The organism is Streptomyces sp. NPDC050145, assembly GCF_044460245.1.
In the GTDB taxonomy this organism is placed as follows: Bacteria; Actinomycetota; Actinomycetes; order Streptomycetales; family Streptomycetaceae; genus Streptomyces.
On sequence record NZ_JBITJS010000015.1, the window covers coordinates 34,252 to 46,371 of the forward strand.

The 12,120-nt window shown below is 72.9% G+C and carries 15 protein-coding genes; 6 read left to right on the forward strand and 9 right to left on the reverse strand.

Annotated elements, in window-relative coordinates:
• The first annotated feature begins 2 nt into the window (after positions 1-2).
• From ACIBTU_RS27860 to ACIBTU_RS27880, 5 genes are read left to right on the forward strand one after another with little or no spacing between them, the layout of a single operon-like run.
• Positions 3-1,871, forward strand: coding sequence for an acetyl/propionyl/methylcrotonyl-CoA carboxylase subunit alpha (locus ACIBTU_RS27860; RefSeq protein ID WP_399129242.1), 1,869 nt, complete (start codon positions 3-5; stop codon positions 1,869-1,871).
• Positions 1,871-3,034, forward strand: a complete 1,164-nt coding sequence (locus ACIBTU_RS27865; RefSeq protein WP_399129243.1) for an acyl-CoA dehydrogenase family protein — start codon at positions 1,871-1,873, stop codon at positions 3,032-3,034. Before ACIBTU_RS27860 ends, ACIBTU_RS27865 begins: the two co-directional genes overlap by 1 nt.
• A 35-nt stretch (positions 3,035-3,069) precedes the next feature.
• Positions 3,070-4,632, forward strand: a complete 1,563-nt coding sequence (locus tag ACIBTU_RS27870; protein WP_399129424.1) for a 4-coumarate--CoA ligase family protein — start codon at positions 3,070-3,072, stop codon at positions 4,630-4,632.
• Positions 4,633-4,640: 8 nt separating this feature from the next.
• On the forward strand, positions 4,641-5,384 hold the full coding sequence (locus ACIBTU_RS27875) for an enoyl-CoA hydratase family protein (protein WP_399129244.1): 744 nt from the start codon (positions 4,641-4,643) through the stop codon (positions 5,382-5,384).
• Positions 5,372-5,980 (forward strand): TetR/AcrR family transcriptional regulator, encoded by a 609-nt coding sequence (locus ACIBTU_RS27880; protein ID WP_399129246.1) that lies wholly within the window; start codon positions 5,372-5,374, stop codon positions 5,978-5,980. Before ACIBTU_RS27875 ends, ACIBTU_RS27880 begins: the two co-directional genes overlap by 13 nt.
• Before the next feature lie 75 nt (positions 5,981-6,055).
• Here the strand turns inward: ACIBTU_RS27880 and ACIBTU_RS27885 are convergent, their stop codons facing one another.
• The 3 genes from ACIBTU_RS27885 to ACIBTU_RS27895 form a co-directional block, all read right to left on the reverse strand.
• On the reverse strand, positions 6,056-6,307 hold the full coding sequence (locus tag ACIBTU_RS27885; RefSeq protein ID WP_399129247.1) for a chaplin: 252 nt from the start codon (positions 6,305-6,307) through the stop codon (positions 6,056-6,058).
• Positions 6,308-6,402: 95 nt separating this feature from the next.
• Positions 6,403-6,591, reverse strand: a complete 189-nt coding sequence (locus ACIBTU_RS27890) for a hypothetical protein (protein ID WP_399129249.1) — start codon at positions 6,589-6,591, stop codon at positions 6,403-6,405.
• 59 nt (positions 6,592-6,650) lie between these two features.
• Entirely contained in the window at positions 6,651-7,850 is a 1,200-nt protein-coding gene (locus ACIBTU_RS27895) for an FAD-dependent monooxygenase (protein WP_399129251.1), read from the reverse strand.
• A 245-nt stretch (positions 7,851-8,095) separates the two neighbouring features.
• On the opposite strand from ACIBTU_RS27895, the gene ACIBTU_RS27900 reads away from it, so the two are divergent.
• Positions 8,096-8,413, forward strand: a complete 318-nt coding sequence (locus ACIBTU_RS27900) for a chaplin (protein WP_399129252.1) — start codon at positions 8,096-8,098, stop codon at positions 8,411-8,413.
• Between the two features lie 81 nt (positions 8,414-8,494).
• Here the strand turns inward: ACIBTU_RS27900 and ACIBTU_RS27905 are convergent, their stop codons facing one another.
• From ACIBTU_RS27905 to ACIBTU_RS27930, 6 genes are all read right to left on the reverse strand, one after another.
• Positions 8,495-9,364 (reverse strand): tyrosinase family protein, encoded by an 870-nt coding sequence (locus ACIBTU_RS27905; RefSeq protein WP_399129253.1) that lies wholly within the window; start codon positions 9,362-9,364, stop codon positions 8,495-8,497.
• A 6-nt stretch (positions 9,365-9,370) separates the two neighbouring features.
• Positions 9,371-9,820, reverse strand: coding sequence for a tyrosinase family oxidase copper chaperone (locus ACIBTU_RS27910; RefSeq protein ID WP_399129254.1), 450 nt, complete (start codon positions 9,818-9,820; stop codon positions 9,371-9,373).
• Positions 9,821-9,919: 99 nt separating this feature from the next.
• The gene (locus ACIBTU_RS27915) at positions 9,920-10,441 is read right to left on the reverse strand and encodes a hypothetical protein (RefSeq protein WP_399129255.1); all 522 of its coding nucleotides are present in this window, start codon (positions 10,439-10,441) and stop codon (positions 9,920-9,922) included.
• 61 nt (positions 10,442-10,502) lie between these two features.
• Positions 10,503-11,129, reverse strand: coding sequence for a vitamin K epoxide reductase family protein (locus tag ACIBTU_RS27920; RefSeq protein ID WP_399129425.1), 627 nt, complete (start codon positions 11,127-11,129; stop codon positions 10,503-10,505).
• 29 nt (positions 11,130-11,158) lie between these two features.
• A complete protein-coding gene (locus tag ACIBTU_RS27925) occupies positions 11,159-11,656 on the reverse strand; it encodes a DUF5949 family protein (RefSeq protein ID WP_399129256.1) in 498 nt (165 codons plus the stop codon).
• A gap of 202 nt (positions 11,657-11,858) precedes the next feature.
• Positions 11,859-12,098, reverse strand: a complete 240-nt coding sequence (locus ACIBTU_RS27930) for a chaplin (protein WP_399129257.1) — start codon at positions 12,096-12,098, stop codon at positions 11,859-11,861.
• Between the last annotated feature and the right edge of the window lie 22 nt (positions 12,099-12,120).

A 12,120-nucleotide genomic window follows, 5' to 3' on the forward strand; every position in this document is an offset into this window, starting at 1 on the left:
CCGTGATCACCAGTGTTCTTGTGGCCAACCGCGGCGAGATCGCCTGCCGTGTCTTCCGTACCTGCCGTGACCTGGGCATCCGTACCGTCGCCGTGCACTCGGACCCGGACGCGGACGCCCTCCACGTGCGCGAGGCCGACCTCGCCGTCCGGCTCCCCGGGGCCACCCCCGCCGACACCTACCTGCGCGCCGAGCTCGTCGTGAAGGCCGCGCTCGACGCGGGCGCCGACGCCGTGCACCCGGGCTACGGCTTCCTCTCCGAGAACCCGGACTTCGCCCGCGCGGTCATGGACGCCGGGCTCGTCTGGATCGGCCCGCCGCCCGCCGCGATCGAGGCCATGGCGTCCAAGACGCGCGCCAAGCAGCTCATGGACATCGAGCCGCTGGGCGAGGTCACCGAGGCCGACCTCCCGGTCCTGGTCAAGGCGGCCGCGGGCGGCGGCGGGCGCGGCATGCGCGTCGTACGTCAATTGGCCGACCTTGATGTGGAGTTGGCGGCGGCCCGCGCCGAGGCGCTGTCGGCGTTCGGTGACGGCGAGGTGTTCGTCGAGCCGTATGTCGAGGGCGGCCGGCATGTAGAGGTGCAGGTCCTCGCCGACACGCACGGCACCGTCTGGACGCTCGGCACCCGCGACTGCTCCCTCCAGCGCCGCCACCAGAAGGTGATCGAGGAAGCCCCGGCGCCGGGCCTGAGCCCCGAACTCCTCGAAGAGATCAGGGTCTTGGCCGAGCGGGCCGTACGGGCCGTCGACTACGTCGGTGCCGGAACCGTCGAGTTCCTCGTCGCCGACGGGGCCGCGCACTTCCTGGAGATGAACACCCGGCTCCAGGTCGAACACCCCGTCACCGAGGCCGTGTTCGGCCTCGACCTCGTCGCCCTGCAACTGCGGATCGCCGAGGGCGAGGCCCTGGAGCCCGAACCCCCGGCCCCGCGCGGCCACGCCGTCGAGGCCCGCCTCTACGCCGAGGACCCGGCAGCCGCCTTCGCCCCGCAGACCGGCACGCTGCACCGCCTCGCGGTGCCCGGCACCGTCCGCCTCGACACCGGGTACACCGACGGAGACACGATCGGCGTGCACTACGACGCCATGCTCGCCAAGGTCGTCGCCCACGCCCCCACCCGCGCCGCCGCCGTCCGCGCCCTGGCCGGCGCCCTGGAGCGGGCCGAGGTGCACGGCCCCGTCACCAACCGCGAACTGCTCGTACGGTCCCTGCGGCACCCCGAGTTCACCGCCGCCCGCATGGACACCGGCTTCTACGAGCGCCACCTCGACGAGCTGACCGCCCCCGAAGAGGACCCGTACGCGCCGCTCGCCGCCGCCCTCGCCGCCGCGACCCGCGTCCGCTCCCGCTTCGGCGGCTTCCGCAACGTCCCCTCGCAGCCCCAGACCCGCGCCTACCGCACCGAACCCGCGGGCACCGAGCACGAGGTCCGCTACCGGCACACCCGCGCGGGCGGCTTCGAGGCCGACGGCGTCCAGGTCGTCTCCGCCGCGCCGGACCGCGTCATCCTCGAAGTGGGCGGCGTCCGGCGCCCGTTCACTGTCGCCGCGTACGGCGACCGCGTGTACGTGAACGGCACCGCCCTCACCGCCCTGCCCCGCTTCACCGACCCGAGCGAGCAGCGCGCCCCCGGCTCCCTGCTCGCCCCGATGCCCGGCACCGTGGTCCGGCTCGCCGACGGCCTCGCCGAGGGCGGCGCCGTCACCGAGGGGCAGCCCCTGATCTGGCTGGAGGCGATGAAGATGGAGCACCGCATCTGCGCCCCCGCCACCGGCACGCTCACCGCCCTGCACACCGCCGTCGGCCGCCAGGTCGAGGTGGGATCCCTGTTGGCCGAAGTGGCCCTCGTAGTGGAGGAAACGCCCTGATGAGCACGATCCTCGAAAGCCAGGAGCACCAGGACCTGCGCGCCGCCGTCGCCGCACTCGGCAAGCGGTACGGCCGCGACTACATGACCCGCGTCACCGGAGCCGACGGCCACCCGGAGGAGCTGTGGGCCGAGGCCGCCAAGCTCGGCTACCTCGGTGTGAACCTGCCCGAGGCGTACGGCGGGGGAGGCGGCGGCATCTACGAACTGTCCATCGTCCTGGAGGAGTTGGGCGCCGCCGGTTCCCCGCTCCTGATGATGGTCGTGTCGCCCGCCATCTGCGGCACCGTGATCTCCCGCTTCGGCACCGAGGAGCAGAAGCGGGCCTGGCTGCCCGGCCTCGCCGACGGCAGCCGCACCATGGCGTTCGGCATCACGGAGCCCGACGCCGGGTCGAACTCGCACCGCATCACCACCACCGCCCGCAAGGACGACGACGGCACCTGGGTCCTGAACGGCCGCAAGGTGTTCGTGTCCGGCGTCGACATCGCCGACGCCACCCTCGTCGTGGGCCGCACCTCCGACGCCCGCACCGGCAAGCTCAAGCCCTGCCTCTTCATCGTGCCGCGCGAGACCCCCGGCTTCGGGCGCCGCCAGATCGACATGGAACTGCAGGCTCCGGAGAAGCAGTTCGAACTGACCCTTGACGAGGTGCGGCTGCCCGCCGACGCTCTCGTGGGTGACGAGGACGCAGGACTGCTCCAGCTGTTCGCCGGGCTCAACCCGGAGCGCATCATGACCGCCGCGTTCGCGATCGGCATGGGCCGCTACGCGGTCGGCCGTGCCGTCGAGTACGCCCGCGACCGCACGGTGTGGAAGGCCCCCATCGGCTCCCACCAGGCGATCGCCCACCCGCTCGCCCAGGTCCACATCGAACTGGAGCTGGCCCGTCTGATGATGCAGAAGGCGGCGCACCTGTACGACGCGGGCGACGACATGGGCGCGGGGGAGGCCGCCAACATGGCCAAGTACGCGGCCGCCGAGGCCTGCGTGCGCGCCGTCGACCAGTCCGTGCACACCCTCGGCGGCAACGGCCTGACCCGCGAGTTCGGCCTCGCCTCCCTCATCACCGGCTCCCGCGTGGCCCGGATCGCACCGGTCAGCCGGGAGATGATCCTCAACTTCGTGTCCCACCAGACCCTGGGCCTGCCCAAGTCGTACTGATCCCGACCGGTTCCCGCTCACGAGGAGTTGGCATGGTGTTCTTCAGCGAGTACGCGGACGTCGAGCACGTCGACGAACCCATCCACGACGCCGTGCTCGGGGGCGCCGCCGCGCGCGGTGACGCCCCCGCCCTCGTCGACGGGGTGGCCGGCACGACCCTGACGTACGCGCAGGTCGACCTGTACCACCGCCGGATCGCGGCGGGCCTCGCCGAGGCGGGCGTCCGCCCCGGCGACGTCCTCGCCCTGCACAGCCCCAACACGATCGCCTACCCGGTCGCCTTCTACGCCGCGACCCGCGCCGGGGCCGCCGTCACCACGGTGCACCCACTGGCCACCCCGGAGGAGTTCGCGAAGCAGCTGAAGGACTCGGGCGCCCGCTGGATCGTCTCGGTGACCCCGCTCGCCGCCGCGGCCCGCGCCGCCGCCGAACTGGCCGGCGGGATCCGGGAGATCTTCGTCTGCGACCCGTCCGGCGACTCGGGCCTGCGCTCCCTGCTCGACATGCTCGGCACCGACGCCCCGGAACCCCACGTGCCGGTCGACCCGGCCGAGGACGTGGCCGCGCTCCCGTACTCCTCCGGCACCACCGGCGTCCCCAAGGGCGTCATGCTCACCCACCGCAACATCGCCACCAACCTGGCCCAGCTCGAACCCCTCGTCCCGGCAGGCCCCGAGGACCGCGTCCTCGCCGTCCTGCCCTTTTTCCACATCTACGGCCTGACCGCGCTGATGAACGCCCCGCTGCGGCAGGGCGCCACCGTCGTCGTCCTGCCCCGCTTCGAACTGGACACCTTCCTCGCCGCGATCGAGAAGCACCGCATCACCGCCCTGTACGTGGCCCCGCCGATCGTGCTCGCCCTCGCCAAGCACCCGGCCGTCGAGGGCTACGACCTCTCCTCCCTGAAGTACCTGATCAGCGCCGCCGCCCCGCTGGACGCCGACCTCGCGGAGGCCTGCTCCCGCCGACTCGGCCTGCCGCCCGTCGGCCAGGCCTACGGCATGACGGAGCTCTCGCCCGGCACCCACGTCGTCCCGCTCGCCGCCGAGAACCCGCCCCCGGGCACCGTCGGCAAGCTCATCGCCTCCACCGAGATGCGGATCGTGTCCCTCGACGACCCGGACAAGGACGTACCGCCCGGCGACTCCGGCGAGATCCTCATCCGGGGCCCGCAGGTCATGAAGGGCTACCTCGGACGGCCCGACGCCACCGCCGACATGATCGACACGGACGGCTGGGTGCACACCGGGGACGTCGGCCGCGTCGACGAGGACGGCTGGCTGTTCGTCGTCGACCGCGTCAAGGAGCTCATCAAGTACAAGGGCTTCCAGGTCGCCCCCGCCGAGCTGGAGGCCCTGCTGCTCACCCACGACGGCATCGCCGACGCGGCCGTCGTCGGCGCCACGGACGCGGACGGCAACGAGATCCCGAAGGCGTTCGTCGTCCGCGCCGACCCGGCCCTCACCGAGGACGACGTGCTCGCCTTCGTCGCCGGGCACGTCGCCCCGTACAAGAAGATCCGCCGCGTCGCCTTCACCGACGCCGTGCCCCGCGCGGCCTCCGGGAAGATCCTGCGCCGCCTGCTGAGGGAGAGCTGACCGCCGCCATGCCCGAGGAACCCCTGATCCGCGCCGCCCACGACCGAGGCGTCACCACCCTCACCCTCGACGCACCGGGCAACCGGAACGCCCTGTCCCACACCCTGGTCGCCGAACTCACCGCGCGCCTCGCCGACACCGCCAAGGACCCCGACGTACGCGCCGTCGTCCTCACCCACACCGGCAACACCTTCAGCGCGGGCGCCGACCTGCGCGACCCGCCGCACCCGGACGCCCTCGTCGGCCTGCTCCGGGGCATCGTCGAGCTGCCGAGACCCGTCGTCGCCCGGGTCGCCGGGCACGTCCGCGCGGGCGGCCTCGGCCTGCTCGGCGCCTGCGACATCTCCGTGGCGGCCACCGCGTCGACCTTCGCCTTCACCGAGGTCCGCATCGGGGTCGCCCCCGCCGTGATCTCCCTGCCGCTGCTGCCCCGCCTCGACCCGCGCGCGGTCGCCCGCTACTACCTGACCGGCGAGAAGTTCGACGCGGCGGAGGCCGCCCGGATCGGGCTCGTCACGGCGTCCGGCGACGACGCCGACACGGCGCTCGCCCCCGTCCTCGACGGACTGCGCCGGGCCGAGCCGCAGGCCCTGGCCGAGACGAAGGCGCTGCTCACGGTTAAGGTCCTGGAAGTCTTCGACCGGGACACGCGGACCCTGCAGGATCTGTCCGCCCGCCTTTTCGCCTCCGAACAGGCCCGGGAGGGGATGACGGCCTTCCTCGAACGACGGGACCCCGCATGGGTGTGGTGACCTCGCGCGCAGCGACCTCACGCGCTGCGACGCCCCCGAAGCAGGACCGCTCGCGGGCCACCCGCCAGCGGCTTCTGGAGTCCGCCGTGGCCTGCCTCGCCGAGCGCGGCTGGTCCGGTTCGACCGTCTCCGTGGTCGCCGAGCACGCCGGTGTCTCCCGCGGCGCGGCCCAGCACCACTTCCCGACCCGCGAGGACCTGTTCACGGCGGCCGTCGAGTACGTGGCCGAGGAGCGCTCGACGGCGCTGCGCGCGATCACCCCGGCGGGCCGCGCCGAGGCCGTCGCGGCGCTGGTCGACCTGTACACGGGCCCGCTGTTCCGCGCGGCCCTGCACCTGTGGGTCGCCGCGTCGAACGAGCCGCAGCTGGGCGGCCGGGTCGCCGAGCTGGAGGGCCGGGTCGGCCGCGAGGCGCACCGTATGGCGGTGGAGCTGCTCGGCGCCGACGAGTCACGGCCCGGGGTGCGGGAGACCGTGCAGGGCCTGCTCGACATGGCCCGGGGCCTCGGCCTCGCGACCCTGCTCAAGGACGACGGGGCGCGGCGCGAGCGGGTCGTCGCCCAGTGGACCCGCATGGTCGACGAGGCGCTCGGCTGACCCGCTCCGCACCGAGAGAACGCGGGTGCGCCCGCCCCTACCGGTAGGGGCGGGCGCACACCTGCGACGGTGTCGTCAGTCGTTCACACAGACGTTGCCGGCGGCGGGGTTGAGCAGGCCGATCACGTTGATCGAGTTGCCGCAGACGTTCGCGTCGAGGTCGATCGGGACCTGCACCACGTTGCCGGACAGGACGCCCGGGCTGTCCTTGGCGACGCCGACGGCGGTGGCGCCGTCAGGACCGTCGTGCGCGGAGGCCATGGACGCGGAACCCAGCACGGCGACGCCGGCCAGTGCCGCGGCTGCGGCGAATGCGCGAAGACGCATCGTTTCTCCCTGTAGGTGGGGGATATGACCCGTATATCTGACCAATGACGGTCGCCGTCTCCCACTGATTGCTCCGTGCGGGGGCGTGTCGCGGCTCAGTACCCGCGCGCCGCGGACCCGCCGGCCGACGGCTCGACGCGCACCCAGCCCCGGGACGGCCGGGCGGGCGCGGCCTGCCGCGGCAGGGTCTTGCCGCGGGAGCTCCACAGGCGCACGACCGTCTCGTAGATCGGCGTCTCGGAGGGCTCGCTCTTGTGCTGCTGCTCCATGGTGTGCTGCTCCATGGACTGTTCAACGAAGCCCGCGGGCTCGGGGCACCGTGCGTTATGCCGCTGCAATCTGCTCAGCGGCTCTGCAGCATCCGCGCGAGCCCGTGCCCGAGCCGCCGCTTCAGTTCGCGCAGGGGCTGCGCCCGGTCGATCGCCCGGTCGAGGCGGTAGTACAGCTGCGGCGGGACGTAGGGCAGGAGCGGCGAGTGACGCTGCCCGAGCAGGGCGAACATCTGGTGCGGCTCCAGGTCGATGTACCGGGTGAGGTTCTCGTACCAGCCGGCGCTGTAGCGGGCCGCGCTCTGCAGCGGCAGCAGCTCCCGCCTGCGGGTGCGCTCGTACGCGGCGAGGGCCGGGCCGAGCGGGCGCCCGCCGCGCAGTTCGGCGGCGAGCGCGATGGCGTCCTGCATCGCGAGGGTCGTGCCCGCGCCGATCGAGTAGTGGGTGGTGTGGGCGGCGTCGCCGATGAGGACGAGGTTGCCGTGCGACCAGGTCTCGTTGGTGACCGTGGGGAAGCACTGCCACTGGGAAGGGCCGTCGGCGTCGGTGCGGCCGATCAGCCGGTGCCCGTCCAGCGGCCCGGAGAACAGCTTCTCCAGGAGCCGCAGCGCCTCCTCCCGCTCCATCGTGTCGAGCCCGAGCCCGGCCCAGGTGGCGGGCGCGCACTCGACGATGCAGGTGCTGTGCTCGCCGTCGAACCCGTACGCGTAGGCCCATACCCAGCCGTGCTCCGTCTCCGTGAACGCGAAGGTGAAGGAGCGGAACACCTTGGTGGTGCCGAGCCAGACGAAGCGGTTGGTGCCGGTGGTGACGCGGGTGCCGAACCGCTCGGCGTGGTGGGCGCGCAGCGCGCTGCGGGCGCCGTCGCCGGCCACGACGAGATCGGCGCCGCGCAGCAGTTCGTCGTCCGGCGCGACCGCGCGCCCGTACGTCACCTCGACGCCGAGGTCCGCCGCCCGGTCGGAGAGCAGGGCGAGCAGCCGGTGCCGGCCGATCGCGCGGCCCTCGTCGCCCTCGTGCACGGTGACCCGGTCGCGGACGTGCGCGACGCCGTCGCGCCAGCGCAGCGAGTGCCGGTCGACGCCCTGTGCGGACGGCTCGTCGTGCGTCATGAGGGTGTCGAGCATCTCGGGCCAGTAGGTGACGCCCCAGCCGTAGGTGGCACCGGCCGGGTTCTTCTCGTACACCTGGATCTCGTGGCCCGGGTCCTGGCGCTTCAGGAGCACGGCCAGATACAGGGACGCGGGCCCTCCGCCGACACAGATCACCTTCATGCGCGTTCGCTCTCCTCGTCGCCCGATGCCTGACGTCGCGTCATTACTTCAGGAACGACGGGGCGTTCGTGGAGTTATCGTGCATTTCTCCCACCGGGGGCGCACAAGGTGACTCCAGAAGGGTCATGATTCCTACCCTTTTACGGAAGTATCCAAGTATCAGCCGTTACGAGCCCGCCGCTCCGCCGTTTAAGAGGCGACGGCTGCGACCACGCGGCCGCACGGGCAAGCAGAAGGAGTACGTGATGTCTCGCATCGCGAAGGCAGCCGCTGTCGCTCTCGGCACGGGTGCTGTGGTGCTCAGCGGCGCCGGACTGGCCGCGGCCGACGCCGGCGCGCAGGGCGCTGCCGTCGGTTCCCCGGGCGTTCTGTCGGGCAACCTGGTCCAGGTCCCCGTCCACGTCCCGATCAACGCCTGCGGCAACACGGTGAACGTCATCGGTCTGCTGAACCCGGCGTTCGGCAACACCTGCGTCAACAACAGCGGTGGCGGCATGGACGACGGCGGCAACGGCGGCGGCTACGGCGGCTCGGACTACGACGACGCCGGCTACGGCGGCTGACGCACCCCGGCCGCGTCCAGCGGACGAGAGCCCCCGGCACGGTGGAGCCGGGGGCTCTGTCATGTCTCCTCGTTCTCCCCGTCACGCATAGCGGTACAGCCCGCCGTGGTCGAGCATGTCCCGCACCGGGGTGTTCCACGGCGGCATCACGTCGTTCGCCGCGAGCACCCGGCCGTGCTGCCGGTCGGTGATCGGCAGCGCCCGCCGCGGCAGGTACGGGTCGGTGTCCGGGTGCCTCTTCCGCCAGCGCGACCAGCACAGGTCGACGAACGAGTGGTGCAGCCAGAACACCGGGTCGTTGACCGAACCGGCGCCGAGCATGTGCCCGCCCACCCAGCGGTGCACCAGGTTGTGGTTGAACCAGGTGCCGGAGCCGCGCCGCACCGGCCAGCCCTCCAGCTTGTTGCGGAAGCCGGACGACGCCACCGAGTTCCACGGATCCGCGTCGTAGCGCGTCTCGTCCATCGCGGAGGCCAGCTGCGCCGCGCTCGGCAGCGTCACCGGCGCCTGCGGCCGCCCGAAGTCCCGCATCAGGAAGTCGCCTTCGGTCACGGCCTCCCGGACCGTCCAGTGCCCGGTGCTCCGCGCGAACGGGCCGGTCGTCACCCGCCGGTCGGAGCGCCGCCCGTTCCCGCCGAGGAAGTCCTCGCCCCACAGCGACGAGGCCGGCGAACGGTCCGCCGTCCAGTCCCAGTACGGCACCGCGACCCCCGGGTCGATCCGCTGCAGCGCCCGCTCGAACTCCAGCAGGAACTTGCGGTGCCAGGGGAAGAACGACGGCGTCATGTGCGCGACCCGCAGCCCGCCGTCACCGTCGCCCTGGTAGAAGTCGATGTGCATCGCCACGAAGTCGTCGTAGCGGCCCCTGCGTTTGAGGGTCAGCACCGCGTCCACGAAGCGGCGCTTCTGCGCCCTCGTCAGGGACCGCTGGTTCTGCCGTGTGTACACCACGGGCCCTCACACCTTCGGTTCGGCGGACATGGGGTGCGCCCGCAGGGTCTGGCCGTCCAGCTCGTCGACGGCGCCGCGCGCCGCGTCCCGGGCCGTCGGGTGCGAGGTGTAGTGGTCGACCATGCTCAGGTACGAGCCGTCGGCGCGCCGCATCAGATGCAGCGGCCGCCCGTCGACGCTCACCTCGAAGGCGCCGCCGCCCGGCGCCGGGGCCCCCTGGATGCGGCGGCCCCGGTAGCTCTCGTCGAACGCGTCGGCCGCGCGCGCGGACCCGTCGGCGTCCGTGCCCGCCCGGCCCATCTGCCAGAGCCCCGCAGCCGTCGCGCCGCCGCCGAGCAGGATCAGCCCGGCACTGCGTCGGGTGAGCAGCCGCCGGCGCGGCCCTGGCTCGCCACCCGGTGGCGCGGTGACGGTCTCGGTCGGGGGCGCATCGGTCAGGGGCGCAGCGGGATTCACGGCCGCCTCTCTTCTACGGGTCCGGGGCTCGCCGCGCGGAACGGGGCGGGTGGGCCGGCCGGCGAGCGGCGTCCGGCCCACCGGTGGCGGGCGCGGTGCCTAGCCGAGGCCGAGGTCGGCGCCCGGCTGGGCCCGCAGGTCAGGGACGCTGAGACCCAGCTGCGGGGCGGACAGGTCCGGCAGTCCGAGGCGCTCGGCGCGCGGCCCGGTCAGCGGCGGGTTCACCGAGGCGCCGGGCGACTCGGCGTGCACCGGGGACGCCTCGGAGTGCAGCCCGACCTCCTTCACCGTGTCCGTCGGCAGAAGCTGCGGCACCGGCAGTTCGGCGGCGGTGGCGGGCAGTTCGGTGCCGAGCGGGAGCCGCGGCACGACACCCTGCGGGAGCAGGTGCTGCTCGTCGTAGGTCGGGCCCTCGGGCGTGCCGGGGATGGGCAGCGGAGCGGCGGTGCTCAGGTGCGGGGCGTCCACGTGCAGCGCGTCCTCGACACCGGCCAGCGGTACCTCGACGGGCACCGAGGGCGCGCTCGCGGCCGCGGCCGGGGCCGCGCCTCCCGCGGCGGCGGCCACACAGCCCGCGAACACGGCCAGCGTTCCGCGCACGGTCAAGCGGGTGAAGCTCATGTCTTTTTGACCTCCTTGAGAATCCCCCCTGCGAGTCCCCCGACTGTCCGGCCGAGTGGACTCAGCCCGTCCAGAAGCTCCACCAGCGCGTCAGGATCAGCATCCCGATCGCGCCCAGGTGCAGCACGGGCATGACCCAGCCGAACTCCTCGGCGAGGACCCGTGCGCCGCGCGGCGCCGGCAGGAAGCCGTTGCGCACGTTGAACGAGGTCACCGCCCAGAACATGAGGATGGTGGCGACCCAGGCGAGGCAGCACCACAGGCACAGCGCGTTGATCCGGTAGAGCGACTGGAACTGCAGCCAGGTGACGAACCCGACGCCGAACGCACAGCCCGCGTCGAAGGTCAGCCAGTACCAGCGGGGCATCCGCGCACCGGTGAGCAGGCTCAGTCCGGCGCAGACGACGATCCCGTACGTGACGAGCCCCAGCATCGGGTTCGGGAAGCCGAACACCGAGGCCTGGGCGCTCTTCATGACGCTGCCGCAGGCGATCACCGGGTTGAGGCTGCATCCCGGGGTGAAGTCCGGGTCCTTCAGCAGCTCGAACTCGTCGAGGGTGATGACCCAGGACGCCAGCAGGCCCGCGACGCCGGTGAGGGCGAGCAGTACGGCGAGCGGCCTGCTCGCGGCGCGGCCCGCGGGCGCTTCGGCGCCGGCCGGAGCGGAGGGGCCCGCCTGGGGGCCGATCCGCGCCGTCGACCGGTGCAGTCCGGTGCTCACCGCAGCCGGCGGATCGGCAGCAGGCAGTGGGCGGCCGCGGTGAGGGTCTCCTCGGCTCCGGCGAACCGCCGCAACTCCTCCTCGTCCACGGGCTGTCCGGGCGCGGCGGACCAGGGGCGCGCGGTGAACAGGAAGTAGGCGCTGCCGCGGGTCTCGGCGGCCGCGAGCCACTCCGGCGGCACGGGGCACTGGGCGTTCAGCCACGGCATGGTGACGACGGCCTGGCCCGCCTCGACGAGCAGCGACACGGGGAAGCTCGGGTGCCGGGCGCCGTCGTGGACCTCGGTGGCGACGCTCAGCCCGTTGTTGCCGAGCAGCGCGCGCACGGCGGCCTCCGAACCGGCCGGTCCGGCCGGGGAGTCGCCCAGCGAGTACGCCAGCAGGAAAGGCATGTCGCCCTGCCCGTCGTCGTGTTCACCGCTCCAGGCGATGACGGCCAGGGTGCCCAGATCGCCGGGCCGGAAAGTGGTCTCAATACTCGACGTCGAAGTCACCGAAGAAGCCTAGCCATCGCATTCGGGTTTCCCCGGCGCGCGTCACCCCATCGGCCGAACGCCTCCCACTCTTTCGATAAGGCGTCAAACAGGAGTGCGTACAAGTGAGTTCGGGGAAATTGCGCCGAACGTGGAACGGGAAATGCCGAAGGCCGGCGCCGGGAGCGTTCCCGGGGCCGGCCTTCGAGGCGGAACGGCGAGCTCAGTTGTTGACGCAGGTGTTGCCGAACGCCGGGTTGAGGCCCGCGATGCCGTTGACCGTGTTGCCGCAGACGTTGACCGGGACGTGGACGGGGACCTGGACCAGGTTGCCCGACAGGACGCCCGGGGAGTGGGCGGCGACGCCCTGGGCGCCCGAGTCGGCGAACGCGGCACCGGACGCGGCACCCGCGGCGATACCGGCGGCGGCGAGAACGAAGGCGGCCTTCTTCGAAGTGCTCATGGGAGAACCTTTCGTGACAGGG

What these genes read in the sequence shown, in the direction of transcription:
- ACIBTU_RS27865 (WP_399129243.1), top strand. Translation starts at nt 1,871, where the DNA reads ATGAGCACGATCCTCGAAAGCCAGGAGCACCAGGACCTGCGCGCCGCC.
- ACIBTU_RS27875 (WP_399129244.1), top strand. Translation starts at nt 4,641, where the DNA reads ATGCCCGAGGAACCCCTGATCCGCGCCGCCCACGACCGAGGCGTCACC.
- ACIBTU_RS27880 (WP_399129246.1), top strand. Translation starts at nt 5,372, where the DNA reads ATGGGTGTGGTGACCTCGCGCGCAGCGACCTCACGCGCTGCGACGCCC.
- ACIBTU_RS27885 (WP_399129247.1), bottom strand. Translation starts at nt 6,307, where the DNA reads ATGCGTCTTCGCGCATTCGCCGCAGCCGCGGCACTGGCCGGCGTCGCC.
- ACIBTU_RS27890 (WP_399129249.1), bottom strand. Translation starts at nt 6,591, where the DNA reads ATGGAGCAGCACACCATGGAGCAGCAGCACAAGAGCGAGCCCTCCGAG.
- ACIBTU_RS27895 (WP_399129251.1), bottom strand. Translation starts at nt 7,850, where the DNA reads ATGAAGGTGATCTGTGTCGGCGGAGGGCCCGCGTCCCTGTATCTGGCC.
- ACIBTU_RS27900 (WP_399129252.1), top strand. Translation starts at nt 8,096, where the DNA reads ATGTCTCGCATCGCGAAGGCAGCCGCTGTCGCTCTCGGCACGGGTGCT.
- ACIBTU_RS27915 (WP_399129255.1), bottom strand. Translation starts at nt 10,441, where the DNA reads ATGAGCTTCACCCGCTTGACCGTGCGCGGAACGCTGGCCGTGTTCGCG.
- ACIBTU_RS27930 (WP_399129257.1), bottom strand. Translation starts at nt 12,098, where the DNA reads ATGAGCACTTCGAAGAAGGCCGCCTTCGTTCTCGCCGCCGCCGGTATC.